This is a genomic window from Arenibaculum sp., from assembly GCF_035998295.1.
Classification (GTDB): Bacteria; Pseudomonadota; Alphaproteobacteria; order Azospirillales; family Azospirillaceae; genus DASYHS01.
Map to the genome: position 1 here is coordinate 1 of NZ_DASYHS010000283.1, position 17,017 is coordinate 17,017.

Annotated in this window: 19 protein-coding genes; all 19 read right to left on the reverse strand. The window is 70.1% G+C overall.

Annotated features, from left to right (window positions below):
• The coding region (locus VGO20_RS26660; protein WP_327505448.1) for a DUF1217 domain-containing protein at positions 1-1,664 on the reverse strand (1,664 nt) is incomplete at its 3' end.
• A complete protein-coding gene (locus VGO20_RS26665) occupies positions 1,661-2,020 on the reverse strand; it encodes a hypothetical protein (RefSeq protein ID WP_327505449.1) in 360 nt (119 codons plus the stop codon). The genes VGO20_RS26665 and VGO20_RS26660, both read right to left, overlap by 4 nt.
• Before the next feature lie 23 nt (positions 2,021-2,043).
• On the reverse strand, positions 2,044-2,469 hold the full coding sequence (locus VGO20_RS26670) for a flagellar biosynthesis repressor FlbT (protein WP_327505450.1): 426 nt from the start codon (positions 2,467-2,469) through the stop codon (positions 2,044-2,046).
• A complete protein-coding gene (gene flaF, locus VGO20_RS26675) occupies positions 2,459-2,839 on the reverse strand; it encodes a flagellar biosynthesis regulator FlaF (protein ID WP_327505451.1) in 381 nt (126 codons plus the stop codon). The genes VGO20_RS26670 and flaF overlap by 11 nt, the downstream gene beginning before the upstream one ends.
• Before the next feature lie 210 nt (positions 2,840-3,049).
• Positions 3,050-3,901, reverse strand: a complete 852-nt coding sequence (locus tag VGO20_RS26680; RefSeq protein WP_327505452.1) for a flagellin — start codon at positions 3,899-3,901, stop codon at positions 3,050-3,052.
• Between the two features lie 241 nt (positions 3,902-4,142).
• Positions 4,143-4,682 (reverse strand): hypothetical protein, encoded by a 540-nt coding sequence (locus VGO20_RS26685; RefSeq protein WP_327505453.1) that lies wholly within the window; start codon positions 4,680-4,682, stop codon positions 4,143-4,145.
• 73 nt (positions 4,683-4,755) lie between these two features.
• Positions 4,756-5,286: a flagellar protein FlgN gene (locus tag VGO20_RS26690; RefSeq protein ID WP_327505454.1), complete on the reverse strand. Its 531-nt coding sequence runs from the start codon at positions 5,284-5,286 to the stop codon at positions 4,756-4,758.
• Positions 5,283-5,588: a rod-binding protein gene (locus VGO20_RS26695; protein ID WP_327505455.1), complete on the reverse strand. Its 306-nt coding sequence runs from the start codon at positions 5,586-5,588 to the stop codon at positions 5,283-5,285. Before VGO20_RS26695 ends, VGO20_RS26690 begins: the two co-directional genes overlap by 4 nt.
• An 18-nt stretch (positions 5,589-5,606) precedes the next feature.
• The gene (locus VGO20_RS26700; protein WP_327505456.1) at positions 5,607-6,755 is read right to left on the reverse strand and encodes a flagellar basal body P-ring protein FlgI; all 1,149 of its coding nucleotides are present in this window, start codon (positions 6,753-6,755) and stop codon (positions 5,607-5,609) included.
• Positions 6,756-6,773: 18 nt separating this feature from the next.
• Positions 6,774-7,877: a flagellin gene (locus VGO20_RS26705; RefSeq protein ID WP_327505457.1), complete on the reverse strand. Its 1,104-nt coding sequence runs from the start codon at positions 7,875-7,877 to the stop codon at positions 6,774-6,776.
• A gap of 4 nt (positions 7,878-7,881) precedes the next feature.
• A complete protein-coding gene (gene flgK, locus VGO20_RS26710) occupies positions 7,882-9,279 on the reverse strand; it encodes a flagellar hook-associated protein FlgK (protein WP_327505458.1) in 1,398 nt (465 codons plus the stop codon).
• A gap of 28 nt (positions 9,280-9,307) precedes the next feature.
• The gene (locus VGO20_RS26715; RefSeq protein WP_327505459.1) at positions 9,308-10,540 is read right to left on the reverse strand and encodes a flagellar hook protein FlgE; all 1,233 of its coding nucleotides are present in this window, start codon (positions 10,538-10,540) and stop codon (positions 9,308-9,310) included.
• A 136-nt stretch (positions 10,541-10,676) separates the two neighbouring features.
• On the reverse strand, positions 10,677-10,988 hold the full coding sequence (locus tag VGO20_RS26720) for a putative quinol monooxygenase (protein ID WP_327505460.1): 312 nt from the start codon (positions 10,986-10,988) through the stop codon (positions 10,677-10,679).
• 132 nt (positions 10,989-11,120) lie between these two features.
• Complete coding sequence (locus tag VGO20_RS26725; protein WP_327505461.1) at positions 11,121-11,990, reverse strand: hypothetical protein; 870 nt, start codon at positions 11,988-11,990, stop codon at positions 11,121-11,123.
• 150 nt (positions 11,991-12,140) lie between these two features.
• Positions 12,141-12,869, reverse strand: a complete 729-nt coding sequence (locus VGO20_RS26730; protein ID WP_327505462.1) for a class I SAM-dependent methyltransferase — start codon at positions 12,867-12,869, stop codon at positions 12,141-12,143.
• A 312-nt stretch (positions 12,870-13,181) separates the two neighbouring features.
• Positions 13,182-13,823 (reverse strand): hypothetical protein, encoded by a 642-nt coding sequence (locus VGO20_RS26735; protein WP_327505463.1) that lies wholly within the window; start codon positions 13,821-13,823, stop codon positions 13,182-13,184.
• 109 nt (positions 13,824-13,932) lie between these two features.
• A complete protein-coding gene (locus VGO20_RS26740) occupies positions 13,933-14,955 on the reverse strand; it encodes a flagellar motor protein MotB (protein WP_327505464.1) in 1,023 nt (340 codons plus the stop codon).
• A gap of 10 nt (positions 14,956-14,965) precedes the next feature.
• On the reverse strand, positions 14,966-15,856 hold the full coding sequence (motA, locus tag VGO20_RS26745) for a flagellar motor stator protein MotA (protein ID WP_327505465.1): 891 nt from the start codon (positions 15,854-15,856) through the stop codon (positions 14,966-14,968).
• A 129-nt stretch (positions 15,857-15,985) separates the two neighbouring features.
• The gene (locus VGO20_RS26750) at positions 15,986-16,963 is read right to left on the reverse strand and encodes a hypothetical protein (protein WP_327505466.1); all 978 of its coding nucleotides are present in this window, start codon (positions 16,961-16,963) and stop codon (positions 15,986-15,988) included.
• Positions 16,964-17,017: the final 54 nt, after the last annotated feature.

Sequence of the window (17,017 nt, forward strand, 5' to 3'; positions counted from 1 at the left end):
TGGACGACCAGCCGGTCGAGGTTCATCCGCGCCATCTCCGGCGGCAGGCCGAGCGCGGTGAACACGACCTCGGACATGGCCTTGTCGCCGAGGACCGCCAGCAGCCGGCTCTTCTCCGTGCCCTTGCGATGGACGATCTCCGGCATCTTGCGCAGGAAGTCGAGGGCGAGGCGGACGCCGGTGTCGGCCTCGCCCTGCTGCTCCTCGAAGCCGAGGGCCGTGAAGCGGCCGATGAAATGGTCCGCCGCCTCGTCGCGCTGGAGGCTGGAACGCGCGATCTCGAAGCGGAAGGTCCCGGCCAGCTCCCGCAGCTTCGGGTCCGACAGGCGCGGATCGTCGAGCGGACCGGGCGAGGCCGGAACCCCGTCGGTCAGCACCTCGCGCAGCAGCGCACGGTCGGCCAGCGCGCCCGTCAGGCCGAACGCCTCGGTCACGAAGCTCAGCAGCCGCTGGTCGTTCATGAGGTCGTCGACGGTGCGCACGGAGCGGATGGCGCCGCGGTAATAGGCGAGCTCGCGCGAATGGAAGTCGGTCCCGAACGGGGTCGTGCCGGGATGGGCCGCGACGTAGCGGTTGGTCACCGCCACGACGGTGTCGGTGTCGCCGAGATTGGCCGGAACGGTCTCGAAGCCGAGTGCCGCGACCATTTCCCTGAACCGGGGGTCGGTCATCCGGTTCGCGGTCGAGCGCGGGTCGGAGACGCCTTCGGCGACCACCTTGCGCATCAGCGCCTTGGCGTCGGCCTGGTCGCCCAGGCCGAAGGCCTTCAGCACGAAGCGGTAAAGCCGGTCGTCCGCGAACAGGTCGTCGGGCGTGCGGATCCTGTGCGCGTTCTCCTTGAAATAGGCGATCTCGCGCGCGTTCAGCGCCTGGCCGCGGAACATGTCCAGCCGGCGCTCGTAGTGCGGGCCCAGCAGCGGGTTGTCGCGATGCGCCAGCTCGGGATGCCGGGCGAGATAGCGCCCGGCGATCGCTTCGACGTATTCGGCCTTGCGCAGGTTGGCGCCGCCGCTTTCCTTCAGGGACAGGAAGGTCGCCATCTCCTTCCAGCGCGGGTCGCTCAACATGTTCGCGGTCGCGAGGTCGGACTGCACGCCGTCGTCGAGGACGCGGCGCGCGAGGTCGCGCTCGCCGATCGCGTGCTCCAGGCCGAACGCCTTCATCACGAAGACGTAGAGCCGGTCGTTCGCGAGCAGGTCGCCGCTCGTCCTCACCTTGCCGATCTCGGCACGGAAATGCTCCAGCTCGCGGTTGCCGAGCCGGCCGCGCAGCTCCGCGTCGTCGCCGGCCCAGCGGTTCACGATCCCGGACACGGTGTCCCACCGGTCGAGCGCCGGCGCGCCGGCCTGGTCGAGCCCGAGCGTCGCCACCATCTCCTTCAGCCGCGCGTCGCCGAACCGGTTCGCCGTGCTCGCGGGATCGCCGACGCCCTCGCTCAGCGCCCGGCGCAGGAAGTCGCGCGACTGGGCGTAGTGGTCCAGCCCGAACGCCTTGAGCGTGAAGCGCAGCAGCCGCGCGTCGTTCAGCAGGTCGTCCGCGTCCGCGACCTTGCCGACGCGGCTCTCGAAATAGTCGATCTCGGCGGTGTCGATGCGCTGCGGGGCGGCTGCGGCGGAGCGGGCGAAGCCGACGCCGATCAGGCGCAGGTTCTGGATCGTGCTCATGCCTCGATGTCCCTTGCGGCGTCCGGGCCGTCCTCGGCCTCGGGATCGAGCAGGCTCTCCGGGTCGACGTAGCGCGGCGGGATGCGCAGCACGACCTCGCCCGTCCGCCTGTCCAGCACCTCGGTGTAGAGGTGCCTGGTTCCCGGGTCGAGGGTGACGCGATAGGGCCGGACCGGCTCGGCTGGCGCCGGCTTCGCGGCGGTTCCGGCTGCTGCGGCGTCTGCGGTTGCGGCGGCCTCGCGCTCCTCCCGGCGGCTGCGCTCGAGCCGCCGGTCGCGCGCCTCGAGGGCCGCCTCCACCGGGGACGCCGGCCGCTCGCCGGCAGGCCCGTTCACTCCGTTGACGGGATCGGACATGTCGCCTCCTGGTCCGCCGGCGGTCAGGGTTCGGCCGGATCGCGCCCGCGCAGCGGCCGCACGCCCGGCAGGACGGTTTCCTCGTAGGCCATCACCGGCCGCAGGCAGGCGAGCGCCTTGTAGTAGTCGGCGGCGCCGACCTGGTGCATCGCCTCCATCACCCGGTCGCGCATGTCGGGCCGCTGGAACGCCGCGTAGAGCTTGGCCATCATGGTCGTGAGGATCTCCGCGCGTTCCTTGACGAGGGCGGGATCGAGCAGCATGCCCTGGATCACGAAATAGGCGCGCCGCACCGGCGTGTCCGCCTCGTCCTCGTCCAGGATGTCGCTGCCGCGGATGATCTGCGCGAAGTTGCTGACGGTCAGCGTGTAGCGGCGGTTGTCGTTCTGGACGACGCAGCCGTTGATGACGACCCGCTCGTTCGGTTTGAGCCTGAGCTTAAGTGCCATGCGCCATCTCCGTTCCGGCCGGCAGGATGCCTTGCAGCCCCTGCATCACGGACCTGTTGACGTCGACCAGCAGGCGGATGTCGGCCGAGCCGTCCAGGACCCGGACGGTGTGGCGGTCGACCGAGAAGGACAGGGACACGAGCGCCGCCTTCAGCGCGCCCGGAAGCGCGTTGTCGGGCGACATCAGGTCGGCACGCAGCGCGCTCCAGAGCTCCTGGTTGCGCCACAGCACCGATTTCAGCTCCTCCGTCGGCGCGCAGGCGCCGAGATGCTTCTCGAGCTGGACGGTGATCCGCAAGAAGACCCTGTACTCGATCCGGCGGGGATCCTCGGTCTCGGCGATCGTCTGTTGGTAGGCCGCGATGCTCATCTTTCCCACCTGCCAGGATTGGACTGGGCCAGAATTGGACTGGGACAGACTAGGAGACCGGCTTTAAATCCGATGAAAAGAACCGCCCCTCCCCTGCGGGGCGCGCACGGCCCGGACGCCTGTCCGGGCCGTGGCCGCGACGGACGGGCGGCGCCCGCCCCCAAGTCGAGCCGGTTGAGCTTTCGGGGGCGGGCGCCGGAGCCGTCCGGCTCAGCGGAACAGCGACAGGATGTTCTGCGGCTGCTGGTTGGCGATCGACAGCGCCTGGATGGCCAGCTGCTGCTGGACCTGCAACGCCTGCAGGCGGGTCGATTCCTCGTTCATGTCGGCGTCCACGATGCCGCCGATGCCGATCGACAGCTCGTCGTTCAGCTTGGTGAGGAACTTCTGCTGCAGCTCGATGCGCTTGCCGACGGTGCCGAGCTCGGCCGCCGCGTTGCTGGCGGTCTGGATATGCGCCTCGAGGGCGACGAGCTCCGTCGCCGCGGCGGCCGCGTTGGCGACGCCGTCGGCACCCGCCGTGATCGAGGCCTCGAGCGTGCCGACATAGGTGGCGATCGCGGACAGGTCCTGGCCCGTGAAGTCGATCGTCGTGGTGGCGATCGTGGCGCTGCCGGTCCGGTTGAAGCCGGACACGATCGAGCGGGCCGTGGTGTCGTCGATCACGTTCTCGCCGTTGAAGCTGGCGGCGCCGATCGCGGTCGAGATCTGCTCCCCGAGCTCGGTCAGGTAGGCGCCGATCTTGGCATGATCGGTCGCCGACGCGGTCGCGAGCGAGAGCTGGGACTTCACCTCCTTCAGCACGTCGAGCACGCTTTCGGTCGCGACGCGGCCGACGGTGACGGCGTTGAGGCTGAAGGTCAGGTTCTCGTTGATCGCCTTGAACGCCGAGACGTCGGACTGCATCGTGGTCGCGATCGCGAAGTAGGATGCGTTGTCCTTCGCATTCGCGACCTTGTAGCCGGTCGAGATGCGGTTCTGCGTCTGGACGAGGGAGCCCGACACCGTCGACAGGGTCTGCAGGGCGGTGAGGGCAGAGGCGTTCGTCATGATGGAGGCCATGGGTCATCTCCTGTTCACGAGATGCTTGACGCCTTTCTGACGCCGGGGCCCGCGGCGCCGGCCTCCCCTTCGGACCTTCGGGTCCAGGGGTGCGCCGCCGACGCCTTCACCTTGGCAGGCCCGGTTTAAACCGGGGTAAAAAAACGGCGGGCCGCATCGCCGGGGATCGATGCGGCCCGAGTTGGACATCTCTTCTCCCGCACCCCTGGGAGAGGGGATTTTCGTGCGGTCAGCCGGGCCTTCAGGTTGCCGGCCCCGTGCGGAGCGGCCGCCGCCAGCGGGCCGGCCAGCAGACGGACGACGTCGGGGCGTCGGGACGTGCGGGATCGTCATGGTTCGTCACGGTCCCGGCGTGCAGCTCCTGGCGCAGCTCCGCCAACAGTTCCGCCCGGACCTCCTCGCGCAGGTCCTCGCGCAGGTCCTCGCGCAGGCGCTCGCGCTCGGCCCGGGTCATGGTGCGGACGGCGTCGACATCCTTCTCGAAGCGCCACCGGTGGGTCAGCAGGCGGGCGGCGGCGGGGAAATGCCCCTGCTCGATCAGCTTGCCGTACAGCTCGTCGTGCTGCCGGCGCATCCGCTCGACGAGGGCCTCGTGCCGGTTCTCCTCCTCCGCCGACAGCTCGGCGAGGCGGGCCCGGACGTCCGCGTGCGCCCACGGCGCGGAGCCGGGCGCGCAGCCGGCGCGGCGCGCGGCCTCGGCCAGGGACACGCCGCCGGCGGCGGCGACGCGGCAGAACAACTCGATGTGCGGGGGCAACGGCCGGTCGGCGGTAGTGGTCATGGGGTGTCCTCCTCGTTCCGGCAGATAGAACAATAAGAGAACATATGGCGCCGGCAGTCAAGAGGCGGGATGTTCAGAGTTGGGCGTCGACGCCCGACGCGGACAGCTCGACCGGGCGGAGCGCCTGGCCCGAACGGGCGTAGAGGCCGTCGGAGGCGGCCTTCTCGGCGGCGCGGAGCAGGTGGCGGTTGATCGCCGTCACGGCATCGCGCATGGCGGCCAGCGCCGCCGCGTTGAGGCGGACCGACCGTTCCAGGCGTTCCACCGCCCGAAGCGCCATCGCGCGCAGGTCCGCGTTCGCCGCGACCGCCGCGCCGAGGCCGCCGGACGCCGGCATCAGCGCCTCCAACCGCTCGCCGACCGCGAGCTTGCGCCGTGCGAACGCGTCCAGGCCGAGGGCGTCGCCCCGCTCGACGACGGCCGTCTCCTCGTCCAGCAGGTCGGCCAGCGCCGCCATCGCGTCCAGCCAGTCGACCATGGCCGCCGCCGCAGGCCCGTCCACGAACGGGGCGGGCCCGGCCTCGGGTTGCGGTTCGGGTGCCGGAGCCGCCGCCGGCGCGTCGCGGACGAAGGTGCGGATGACGTCCTTGAGGCTGCGCGTCATTCCCCGCTCTCCATGGAACCGGCGTAGAGCCGTGCGACCTCCGCCTCGACCAGGGGCGCGATGCCGAGGTCGCCGCTCTGCGCCACCGAGCGGGCATATTCCTGCAGCATGAAGCCGCGCCAGGTCCGCTCGGCCTGACCGCCGCCGAACAGGCCGGAAGCGCCCAGCCCGTCGAACATGTGCTCGAACAGCTGGCCGACCAGCAGCGCTTCGAACTCCTTCGCCACCTCGCCCGCCTGTCCCGCCGCCGGCCGGGCCGGGCCCGAAACCGGCCCGGGCCCCGCTATCGCCGCCACGTCCATCGTTCCCCTCCTGCGCCCTCACATGATTTCGAGGTCGGCATGCAGCGCGCCCGCGGCCTTGATCGCCTGCAGGATCGCGACCACGTCGCGCGGCCCGACGCCGAGCGCGTTGAGCCCGTCTATGAGCTGCTGCAGCCCGACATTGCCGCCGACCGTCACGAACTGCCGGCCGTTGCCCTCCTCGACCTGGATGTCCGTGCGCGGGACGACCACGGTCTCGCCGCCTTCCGAGAAGGGGCCGGGCTGGGAGACCTGCGGGGTCTCGGTGACCCGAAGCGTCAGGTTGCCCTGGGTCACCGCGACCCGGCTGACGCGAACGCCCTCGCCGATCACGATCGTTCCCGACCTCTCGTCGACGACGACCTTGGCGACCATGTCCGGCACGACCGCGAGCTGCTCCAGCTCTCCGACCAGCCTGGCCACGGCGTTGCGGTAGGGGCCGGGAATGAGCACGTCGACGGTGGAAAGATCGGCCACCCGCGCGGTGCCGCCCCCGAGCCGCCGGTTCACCGCGTCGGCGATGCGGTTGGCGGTCGTGAAATCGGGGTTGCGCAGCGCCATGCGCAGGACGCCCACGTCGTCGAGCGCGAAGTCGATCTCGCGCTCCACGATGGCGCCGTTGGCGATGCGGGCCGAGGTCGGCACGCCCTTGGTCAGCGAGGTCCCGGACTGGCCCTGGACGGAGAAGCCGGTCACCGCGAGCGGCCCCTGCGCGACGGCGTAGGCCTCGCCGTCCGCGCCGAGCAGCGGCGTCACCAGCAGGGTCCCGCCGAGCAGGCTGCTCGCATCGCCCAGGGTCGAGACGGTGACGTCGATCGTGGTCCCCTGGCGCGCGAAGGGGGGCAGCGACGCCGTCACCATGACGGCCGCGACGTTGCGCGTACGCAGGGTCTCGTTGCGGATGTTGACGCCGAGCCGCTCCAGCATGCCCTGGAGGCTCTGCTGGGTGAAGGGCGTGTTGGTCAGCCGGTCGCCGGTGCCGTTCAGGCCGACGACGAGGCCATAGCCGACGAGCTGGTTGCGCCGCACTCCGTCGATGGTCACGAGGTCCTTGATGCGCGCCTGCGCCGCCGCGTCCGCCGCGGCCGTCATGGCGAGAGCGGCCAGCAGGACGGGTGCTAGGCCGCGCAGGATACGGGCGGCGAGGGAGCGGCGGGGTGCGGGCATGGGGCCTCTGCTGTCGGCTTACAGGTAGTCGGTCAGCCGCAGGCGGGAGACGCGGGCGGTGGCGCTCATCGTCGCCTCGAGCTGGGCCTCGATCTGGCCGAGCCGCAGGCTGGTCTCGTAGGGATCGACGTCCTCCAGCGCGATGATCTGCTCGTTCAGCACCTTCATGCGGGCATCGAGGCGCTGCTTCGTGTCCGGGATCGAGGCGTGCTGGATGCCGATTTCCGCCTGCACCCGCCGCAACTCGCCGAGCCCGGCCGAGAGGCGGTCGATCGCGACGTCCATGTAGGGCTGGTAGGCACCCGCGGGCAGCGTGCCGGTGTCGACCGCGGCCAGCATGAACAGGCCCTGCATCAGGCTGCGCATCATCGGGTCGTTGGCCTGGACCCCATAGGCGAGTTCCACGCCCTCCTCGGGGGTCCCGGATACGCGCGGGTTGGGCGCCCCGCCGGGCGCCAGGGCCGTGGTGCCGGTGTAGAGGCCGCCCTCGTAGGTCTGGGTCAGCGGCGGCGGTGCGGGCGTGGCCGGGTCGCGGACGGCGAACAGGTCGTCCAGCGCCGCGATGACGGCCGCCGCCTCGGCGGCGGTCGCGGGCGCCGCGGGACCGCCCAGCACGGTCGAGATCGCCCCCTTCACGACGTCCATCGGCGAGGGGCCGAGGCCGTCTCCGCCGCGGATCGGCCGCATCGCCGCCGCATCGACGTCGACGCCGGAGAACAGCGAGCGCCCGCCGACCGTCGCGTTCAACAGGCCGACCATCTGGTCGAGCGCGCCGCGCGCCGCGATCCCCAGTCCCCACCCCACGGAGGGAGGCTGCTCGGCGCCGGTCAGCGCCAGGGCCAGCACGTCGCTGCAGGCCTTGTCCATCTCCGACATGGAGCCGGACATCAGGGTCATGCGCGAATCGAGCAGCGTGCAGGTCTTCAGGTACTCATCCGTGCGCTCGTGCATCTGGCGGAAGCTGATCGCCTGCCCGGCGCGCGCGCCGAGCGAGCCCGCCACATCGTGGCGCTTGCCCGAGGCGAGCTCGTCGGTGACGCGGGCGAGGCCGATCTGGAGCCCGGCCATCGACGTGCGCAGCCGCTTGGACAGGCCGAGGGTCGAGATGGTGTTCATCAGCATGGCTTCAGCTCTTGAGCTGGAGGAGGGTCTCGATCATCCGGCCCGCGGTCTGGATGACCTGGGCGCTGGCGCCGTAGGCCTGTTCGATCAGCATCAGCTTCTGCATCTCCTCGTCGACGTTGACGCCGTCGCGGTTGATGCGCGCGGTGTTCAGCGTCTCGGCGGCGATGCGGCGCGCGGCCATGTCCGTCTCGACCGCCGCGCGTCCGGAATGCTGGCCGGAGACGAGCGATACGGCGTAGCCCTCGAGCCGCGAGATCGCCGGCAGGCCGGGTGCCGAGAAGGTCATGTCGGTGCGGAACACGCCGAGGAAGCGCGCGACCTGCGTCGTGTCGCCCTTGGGCAGCGGGGCCGCGGCCTGGACGCCGCTCTGCACCCGCCAGGCGTTGCCCTCCACCGCGGGGTTGACCGCGATGCGGGACGCGAGGCCGGCCTCGGCCGCGAAGGCACCGGCGCCGTCGGTGAACAGGCCCGCCTGCGTCGGATCGGCCTCGGCGTCCTGGAAGCCCCGGACGAGCCCGGCGGCCAGGGAATCGAGTTGCGCCAGCACCGTCGGCACGTCGCCCTCGGCGATGTCGAGCAGGCCCATCAGCCGCCCGCTCTGCACCTCGCTCGCCCGGTCGGCCGTCACGTCGACCCCGCCGATCACGAGCGCGTTGCCGACGACCTGGAGCGGCTGCGCGCCGGGCGCCAGCCCGGACTCCAGCAGCATCCGCCCCTGACGGGTCATCACCACGACGTCGCCGCCCTCGCGCGTGAAGGTGCGGATGCCGATCTCCCGGGCGATGCGGTCGAGCTGGACGTCGCGCTGGTCCTGGAGGTCCGACACGTCGGCACCGCCCGCCCGGCCGGTCGCGATCGCCGCGTTCAGGCGGCTCACCTCGTGGAGCGCCGCGTTGACTTCGCCGACGGACCCCTGGAGGCGGTCGCGGGCATCGGCCTGGATCGCGGTCGCGGCCCCGGCGGCGTCGCGGATGCGCGCGGCAAGCTGGGTCGCCTTCTCGACGACGCCGGCGCGCGCACCGTCGCTCTCGGGCATGTCGAACAGGCTCTGGTAGGCCTGCTGGAAGCGCGACAGGGCGCTCGCGACCGAACGCTCCTCCTGTGGCTGGCCGAGGACCTGGGTATAGGTCGACAGCGCCTCCGCCCGCGCTTCGAGCGCGGTGTAGCGGCTGACCTCGAAGCGCGCGTCGCGCAGCAGCAGCTCGTCGACGCCGCGCAGCACGCCGTCGGCGCGCACGCCCTGGCCGCTGCCGCCGGTGACCGCGGCGGAAACGGCGAGCGTCTTGCGCACGAAGCCGGGAGTGGTCGCGTTCGCGATGTTGTGGGACGCAAGCCCCGCCTGCTGCTGGGCCGCCTTCAGGCCCGACAGCGCGGAGTTGAGGGCCATCTGAATGCTCATGCTCTGGGCCTCCTCGCCGCAGCCGGGATCACCGCTTCAGCCGGGTCGTCTCTTCCATCATCTCGTCCGCGGTCTGGACGATCTTGGCGCTGGACGAGTAGGCGCGCTGGGTCTCGATCAGGGAGACGAGTTCCTGGGCGATGTCGACGTTCGACTGCTCGAGGGCGCCGCCCTCGATCTCGCCGACGGGACCGGAACCGGCGTCGCGCAGCGTCATCGCGCCGCTGCGCGCCCCGAGGAGGTAGGTGTTGCCGTCGCGTGGAACGAGCCCGTTGGGGTTGACGACGTCGGCGACGGGAACCTGGTAGATCGCCTGGCGCGCGCCATTGTCGAAGATCGCCCACAGCTTGCCGCCGTCGTCGACCTCGACCGCGCTCACCTGGCCGGCCTTGGCGCCGTTCTTGTCCATGCGCGAGGGCACGTAGTCGCCCTCGTACTGCGTCATGCCCTGGAAGCGGACCGCGACCGTGTCGGCCCCCATCGTCACGGCGACGTCGGGGATCGCCGCGATGGGCGTGCCGGCGAGCGGCCCGGTCGCGTGGAAGTCGATGCCGGTGACGGTGGCGGGCGTCACGGTGTAGCCGGCCGGGCCGGTGACGGCGAGGTTCCAGCGGTTGGGCACGCCGCCGTCGGGCGTCCAGGTGAAGGTCAGTTCCCGCGGGCCGCCGAGGCCGTCGTAGAAGGTCATCTGCGTATCGAACGAACCGGCGGTGGCCTGCGCGGGCAGGTTGGCCGCGAAGGTGACCTCGGTCGTGGCGCTGCCGCGGTAGCCGAGGCCGCCGACGTTCACCGTCTCCAGGCTGGCGAAATCCTCTCGGCTGACGGCGGGGAGCGTGCCGTCGGAGTTCAGCTTCCAGCCCTGGAGGTAGTGTCCGGCGCTGTTGTGCAGGAAGCCGCGGTCGTCCGGCTCGAACCGGCCGGCGCGGGTGAGGGAGAACTCCCGCGCCCCGCCCGCCGCCGTCGCCCGCGACTGGTCGGACACGACGAAGAAGCCGCGCCCCGTGATCGCGAGGTCGGTCGCGTTCCCCGTGCCCTGGACCGGCGCCTCGCCGGTGATCTGGTAATGGACGTTGGACCGTACGCCGCCCGCGGAATACATGCCAGAGCCGCCCTGCCCCGTCACCATGGAGGAGAAGTCGACGTCGGAACGCTTGTAGCCGACGGTGCCGGAATTGCTGATGTTGTCGGAGATCGCGGCCATCCGGCTGCTCTGGGCGAACAGTCCGCTGACGCCGGAACGCATGGCGCTGAACAGGCTCATCTTGAATCCCTTCCCGACTGGCTCGAATTTCGTCCGGGTTTGCCTCCGGGATTCTCCGCGGGCGGACGGCATTGCATGGCCCGACGCTACAGGGACGGCATTAAAGCCGGTTTTAAACGGAGCGGGGACGGCCCGCTCAACCGCCCCTGCGGTCCGCGCGGACCGGTTCCCACATCGCGATGCCCCTCGGCGCGGCGAGCAGGCCCGGCAGGGCCTCGTGCCACGCCACGCGGTAGGGCCGCGCGAGCTGGACGGCCAGGACGTCCCCGTGGTCCTCCCAGGTCTCGTACAGCATCATCCGGTTCTCGTTCTCCGGGTCGCGATGCAGGACGGCCTGATGGAACATCGGCTCGTGTCTCATGACGTCCAGAATGCCGGCGAGGAGTTCCATGAACCGCGCCTTCTTCTCCGGAACGACGTCGAAGATGATCGTGTAGGTGACGGGCATGACGTGCTCTCCTGATGAGGTGTCGGAGCATCGTCGAGGATCCGGGGAGGCGGGTCGATTACCTCCGAGGTAAGGATGGAAAAGACCCGGCGGAACGCGGCTCCGGCCCCCCGATGACGGACACCCGCCAGGTCAGAACACTACCTTACGGCCGTTGTCGTAGGAATCGAAAGTGCCGTACGGGTTCTCTTCACCCTGTTGCGCCCATGGATCATACCAGTTATCGGTCGCCGCACCGATATACGCCTTGTCGTATTTGACGTTTGCCGCATCCAGGACCTGCCTGCATCTCTCGCACAGTTCCCTTTCCGCGCTGATGTGAGTCAGGCTCTTTCCGCTTTTCACGATCAGATACAGCAGCCACATTTCCGCGTGAACGCAGCGTCCGGGGTTGTTCTGATGCCAGATGACGTTCCTCTCCGTCGCTCTCAGATTCTGCGCATGTTGCGGCCGCTGTGCCGCGGCATGCTTCTCCTTGCCTGACGTTATACCGACCGCGGTGACATCCGTTCCAGTACCGTTGCCGATGTAAATTGACAGATCTTTTAATTCTCCGTAATATTCATGTTCCTTGAGATTTATGAGATAATTTTTCGCTTTCTTTTTCTTCTTAAGTTCTTCTATTTCCTTTTTTACCCTTGCCTTGGATTCACGTTTTTTCTCGATCCTCTCGCGATCCTGCTGCCTCCATCTTTCGGCCTCCTTCTCACGCAGGAGCTCGCTCGTCCCGGGCGGCACCCGCTTCCGCTTTCCCCGACCCAGGCTTTCAATGTCTTCGCCCTCCATCAACTGGACGGCCGAGGGGCGGCTTGATCCCATCGCGACGGTCCGCGTCGCGGAGGCGGGCGCGGGAGGCTGATGGGCCATGGTCCGCGTCGCCGGGTGGGGGGCGGGCGGAGCCCTGTTCAACGACGGCTGGACGCTGGCGGGACGAGCCTGCTGGCCGGCTCCGAAGGGGGTGCCGAAGCGGGTGGGCGGCGGCGCGTGCTTCTTGAAGCTCATCGACTCGTTCCTGTGCCGGATCGTCACACCGGCTCGAACTTCGCGCACGGCTTTCCCGACCGGTGAACGGCCAGCATACGCGCACCCGTCGACACGTAAACCAGGACTTCCCGTATGACGCGCGCGACTTCCGCCGCGGCGCCGGTCCCGTCAGGCGACCGGCCGCGCCTTCAGCCAGAGGAACAGCGGAATCCGCTTCCAGCGTTCCGCATGCTGCTGCCGCGCCCCATCCGCGGGAAGAGGCTCGCGCAGCGCCGTGATCGCGAGGCCGGCCCGCTCCAGGGCGGCGGCATAGGATTCCAGCGGCATCGACCAGCCGGCATACCGCATGCGCAGCCCGTCGCGCTCCTCCGCGCCCTCGAAACGCTTCCTGCCGTAATAGGTGTCCTTCAGGACGAAGGGCGCGTCCGGACCTTCGCCGTCGAAGCTTCCCCGGTCGCGGAACGGATGGACGAGGGAGACCATCAGTTCCCCCGCCGGGCGCAGCACCCGGGCAACCTCCGCGACCGCGGCCGGGACGTCCGCCACGTCCATGAGGACGTTGTACGCGACGACGAGATCGAAGCTGCGGTCGGCGAAGGGCAATGCCGCCGCGTCCGCGACGACGTGGCGGTGGGCCGAGCCCGCCTCCTTCGCGGCGCCGGCCAGCGCCTCGACGACGTCCGCCGCGGTGACGTCGTATCCGAGCGCCCTCAACTCGCGCGAGACGCGGCCTTCGCCGCAGCCGACGTCCAGCGCGTCCGCGGCGCGGCTGCCGATGAAGGCGCGCAGGCCGTCGCGGTAGGCCCAGAAGGCATCGTGGTCCGGCGTGCGCGCCCAGCGCATCCACTCGGCGGCAACCTCCGACCAGTGCTCCCGATCCGGCTGCTTCCCGGACATCGCCACCTCCCCCGGCCCTTCGCCGCACGCTTTACGTCGTTGCGGGAAGGAACGTCAATCCCCGCGGCGATCCGGTCAGGGCTCCCAACTCGGGTCGACGGTGTCTGAAACGTGCGGGAACGTCATGGTTTGTCACGGTCCCGGCGCGCGTCTCCTCGCGCAGTTCCTCGGGCAGTTCCTCGGGCAGTTCCGCCAAGTCCTCGCCCCGCCCGCCGCGTAGCGGTGGGAAGGTGAGGGCCTGCGGGGGCTGCCCTCACCCTCCCAACCTTCGGTTGGGCCCCTCCCTCTCCCGTTGCACGGGAGAGGGGAATTTCAGGCGGTTCGGGTGAGCTTGCCGGTGGGGACCGGCAGGGGCTGGTCGCGCAGGCGGGCCTTCAGGCTGCCGGCGCTCTGCGGAGCGGCGGCCAGCGGGCCGGCCAGAGGACCGGCCAGCGGACTGGAGGGCAGCGGGGCGTCGAAACGTGCGGGAATGTCATGTTTCGTCACGGTCCCGGCGCGCATCTCCTCGCGCAGCTCCTGGCGCAGTCCCGCCAGCTCCTTGCGCAGTTCCTCCACCAGTTCCGCCTGGACCTTGCCGCGCAGTTCCTCGCGCAGCTCGTCCCGAACGTCCTCGCGCAGGTCCTCGCGCAGGCGCTCGCGCTCGGCCCGGGTCACGGCGCGGACGGCGCCGACCTCCTTCTCGAAGCGCCACCGGTGGGTCAGCAGGCGGGCGGCGGCGGGGAAATGCCCCTGCTCGATCAGCTTGCCGTACAGCTCGTCGTGCTGCCGGCGCATCTGCTCGACGAGGGCCTCGTGCCGGTCCTCCTCCTCGGCGGACAGCTCGACGAGGCGGGCCCGCACGTCCGCATGCGCCCACGGCGCCGAGCCGGGCGCGTAGCCGGCGCGGCGCGCGGCCTCGGCCAGGGGCTCGCCGCGCGCGGCGATGCGGCAGAACAACTCGATGCGCGGGGCCATGGGGTGTCCTCCTCGTTCCGGTAGTGAGAACAATATGAGAACATGAGACGGCGACAGTCAAGAGGTGGTTCGGAACAAGACCGCAAATTCCAGTTGATGATCGTCGACCTCAATCAGGAGCCCTGCCGTCCGGCGCGGCCGGCATCGGCGCCCGGCGCATCAGGGTGATGCTGATCCGGCGGTTGCGGGGATCGAGGGGGTCCTGGCCGATGAGGTGGTCGAGGTCCGCGCGCCCCTCCACCCGGACGATCCTGGCGGGCGCCAGGCCGGTGGCGAGCAGCTCGCGGCGCGCCGCATTGGCGCGGTCGCTCGACAGCTCCCAGTTGCCGTAGCGGCCGTCGACCGAATATGCCAGCGCGTCGGTGTGGCCGGCGATCGCGATCCCGTTGGGCACGTCGACCAGCACGCCGGCCACGACCTGGACGAGGCGGCGCCCCTGCTCGTTCATGCCGGCCGAGCCGACGGCGAACATCGCGAAATGCGGGCGGTCGGTGATCTGGATGCGCAGGCCTTCGGGGACCTGCTGGATCACCATGCTGTCGGCGAGCGGACTGAGGTCCGGCACCGACGCGAGCGTGGCACGGATCTCGCGCTCGACCCGCTCGAACGTGCGCTGCTCCTGCAGCGCCTCTTCGCGCCTGCGCAGGAACTCCTCGTACTCGGCATCGCGCACCCGCTCGGGCACGCCGAACAGCGTGCCCGACAGCAGGTCGCGCACCACGCCGGGCGAGCCCTCGGGATGGGGCATCGGGTCCTCGCGTCCGGCCGGCTCGCGGTCGTCCTGGCCGACGGAGGCGACGACCGGCGGCGATGCGACCGGCAGCGTCGCCTCGCCCACGCCCGCAGGCGAGGTCAGCGCACCCTCCTCGTCGACCGTACGCCCGGCCAGCATGCCGTCGGCACCCGAGCGCTCCTGCGAAACCGCGACCGGGTTGAAATAGTCGGAGATGCCGTCGCGCTGCTCCTGCGTCGTGACGCTGATCAGCCACATCAGCAGGAAGAAGGCCATCATCGCCGTCACGAAGTCGGCATAGGCGATCTTCCAGGTGCCGGCGGCCTCGTGCTCGTCGTCCTCGGCCAAGCTCCTGCGGCGGATGACGATCGGCCCGGACTGCTGTCTTGCGCGTGCCATCGGCCCGACCTCAGGCGGCGGCCTGCCGCTCGTCGCGGCTCTTGCCCAGTGCTGCAACCGAGGTCGCGTTCTCGACGTCGTCGAAACTGGGCTGCACGTCGGCGAACAGGACCTTGCGCGCATATTCGGCGCAGATCTGCGGCGGGCAGGCATTCAGGTAAGCCACCAATCCCGCCTTGATGCAGATGAACAGGTTCAGCTCCGCCTCGCGGCGCTGGCGCGCGGCGTTCGCCAGCGGCCCGACCAGCCCGTAGGACAGCAGCACCCCGAGGAAGGTCCCGATCAGGGCGCCGCCGATCATGCGGCCCAGCACCTCCGGCGGCTCGCTGATCGACCCCATCGCCTTGATGACGCCGAGCACGGCCGCGACGATGCCGAGCGCGGGCAGCCCTTCCGCCAAGCCGCCCAGCGCCTTCGGGACCTGGTTCAGCTCGCGCGCGAGCGTCGCGATCTCCTCGTCCATCAGGGCCTCCAGCTCGTGCCCCTTGTCCAGGCCGAGCGAGATCAGCCGCAGGTAGTCGCACAGGAAGCGCAGGCTGCGCTCGTGGCGCAGCACGCTCGGGAACTGGACGAACAGCGCGCTCTCGCGGGGATTGTCGATGTCCTTCTCGAGGCTCATCATGCCCTTCGACTTGGCGACCCGGAGCACCGTGTAGATCAGCGAGATCAGGTCCAGGTATTCCGAACGGCCGTTGCGCCGCCCGCGCAGCAGGTTGCGCAGGGTCGCGACCGTGTCCTTCAGCACCGCCATCGAGTTCGCGATGACGTAGGCGCCAGCGGCGGAACCGATGATGATGAGCGCTTCGAAAGGCTGCCACAGGACGTGCAGGCTGCCACCCATCGCAGCGAAGCCGCCGAGAACGCTGAACCCGACGAGAACGATCCCGATCACGAAACGCATGTGCTGCCCTCCGGCGCCGCCTGCCCGGCGCTGCGTCCGGGCTCAGAAGGCGACGCTAGCCGGCTCCGTTTAAAGCGGCTTTTAAGGACGGACGCGGAGCGCAGGTACCCGGTCCCCGCGCCCTTCTTCTCACGGGGGGCCTTCCCGTCCTCGCGATCCGTCGCCCCGCGGGCCCGGCGGTTCGACCCGGCAGGATGCCGACAGCCCGGCGAGGTAGCCGTAGACGCCGGCCCAGTCGCCGAAGTCCGTCTCCCCTCCGATGGAACCGTCCGCTGCGATCGGGGCGACGAACCACTTCTCCTCGCCCTGGCCGATCAGGTAGGCGCCGCACGGCGTCTCGAAGGCCGAGAACGCCGCATAGGGCCGCCATTTGCCGCCGTGGTACACGGGCCTGGCCGACCGCCGGCCGTCGGACGTTATCTCCCAGACGAAGAACTCCCGGTTCGCGGCCTGTCCCATCAGGAAAGTCCGGCCACCCACGACGGCGCTGCAGACGGTCGCCAGCCTGTCATCGCGCGACGACGTTCCGGTGTGCGCCTCGCGCCCGAGCGTGCCGTCGGCATGGAGGTGCCGGAGGAACCAGAACCCGCTGCCGCATGTCCCGAACACGTAGTCGCCCGGCCCCGCCTTGACGGCGCAGGCGACCGGGTAGTGGCTGCCGAACGACCCGCTGTGCGTTTGCGGACCGAAGGTTCCGTTCTCCCTCAGCTCGCGAATGAACCAGTGGTTACCGTCGGCGGCATGGCAGAAGACGTATGTCCGTCCGTTCGCGACGTAGGAGCACAGCGTCGAGTAGAGACGGTCGATCCCTCCCGTCTGCGTCACCTCCCCGACCGATCCGTCCGGGAGGAGTTCCTGTATGAACCAGCCGTACCGGCAACTCCCGAACGGCCGTTCACCCCGGCCCATGCCGACGACGAAGGTCCTCCCGCCGGCCCGGCAGGTCGTCATGCCGTGCTCGAACCGCTTCCATTCCGGGGTCCGGATCTCGGGCTCGGCCGGACGCCCGGTGGCGGCCGCCGGCCGGCCGAGGGCTCGCTGGGCGTCACGGCCGTAGATGACCTGCTTCGGAAGGTCGTCCGCGGCCTCGGTCTTCACGGCAGTCATCGTCCCACCCGTCCCCTCGTCACCTTCGAGGCTATGGATGCGAATCAGAACCGA

Excerpts from the sequence above, each read along its gene's own strand:
- VGO20_RS26665 (WP_327505449.1), bottom strand. The coding sequence starts at position 2,020 with ATGTCCGATCCCGTCAACGGAGTGAACGGGCCTGCCGGCGAGCGGCCG.
- VGO20_RS26670 (WP_327505450.1), bottom strand. The coding sequence starts at position 2,469 with ATGGCACTTAAGCTCAGGCTCAAACCGAACGAGCGGGTCGTCATCAAC.
- flaF (WP_327505451.1), bottom strand. The coding sequence starts at position 2,839 with ATGAGCATCGCGGCCTACCAACAGACGATCGCCGAGACCGAGGATCCC.
- VGO20_RS26680 (WP_327505452.1), bottom strand. The coding sequence starts at position 3,901 with ATGGCCTCCATCATGACGAACGCCTCTGCCCTCACCGCCCTGCAGACC.
- VGO20_RS26685 (WP_327505453.1), bottom strand. The coding sequence starts at position 4,682 with ATGACCACTACCGCCGACCGGCCGTTGCCCCCGCACATCGAGTTGTTC.
- VGO20_RS26690 (WP_327505454.1), bottom strand. The coding sequence starts at position 5,286 with ATGACGCGCAGCCTCAAGGACGTCATCCGCACCTTCGTCCGCGACGCG.
- VGO20_RS26695 (WP_327505455.1), bottom strand. The coding sequence starts at position 5,588 with ATGGACGTGGCGGCGATAGCGGGGCCCGGGCCGGTTTCGGGCCCGGCC.
- VGO20_RS26700 (WP_327505456.1), bottom strand. The coding sequence starts at position 6,755 with ATGCCCGCACCCCGCCGCTCCCTCGCCGCCCGTATCCTGCGCGGCCTA.
- VGO20_RS26705 (WP_327505457.1), bottom strand. The coding sequence starts at position 7,877 with ATGCTGATGAACACCATCTCGACCCTCGGCCTGTCCAAGCGGCTGCGC.
- flgK (WP_327505458.1), bottom strand. The coding sequence starts at position 9,279 with ATGAGCATTCAGATGGCCCTCAACTCCGCGCTGTCGGGCCTGAAGGCG.
- VGO20_RS26715 (WP_327505459.1), bottom strand. The coding sequence starts at position 10,540 with ATGAGCCTGTTCAGCGCCATGCGTTCCGGCGTCAGCGGACTGTTCGCC.
- VGO20_RS26720 (WP_327505460.1), bottom strand. The coding sequence starts at position 10,988 with ATGCCCGTCACCTACACGATCATCTTCGACGTCGTTCCGGAGAAGAAG.
- VGO20_RS26725 (WP_327505461.1), bottom strand. The coding sequence starts at position 11,990 with ATGAGCTTCAAGAAGCACGCGCCGCCGCCCACCCGCTTCGGCACCCCC.
- VGO20_RS26730 (WP_327505462.1), bottom strand. The coding sequence starts at position 12,869 with ATGTCCGGGAAGCAGCCGGATCGGGAGCACTGGTCGGAGGTTGCCGCC.
- VGO20_RS26735 (WP_327505463.1), bottom strand. The coding sequence starts at position 13,823 with ATGGCCCCGCGCATCGAGTTGTTCTGCCGCATCGCCGCGCGCGGCGAG.
- VGO20_RS26740 (WP_327505464.1), bottom strand. The coding sequence starts at position 14,955 with ATGGCACGCGCAAGACAGCAGTCCGGGCCGATCGTCATCCGCCGCAGG.
- motA (WP_327505465.1), bottom strand. The coding sequence starts at position 15,856 with ATGCGTTTCGTGATCGGGATCGTTCTCGTCGGGTTCAGCGTTCTCGGC.
- VGO20_RS26750 (WP_327505466.1), bottom strand. The coding sequence starts at position 16,963 with ATGACTGCCGTGAAGACCGAGGCCGCGGACGACCTTCCGAAGCAGGTC.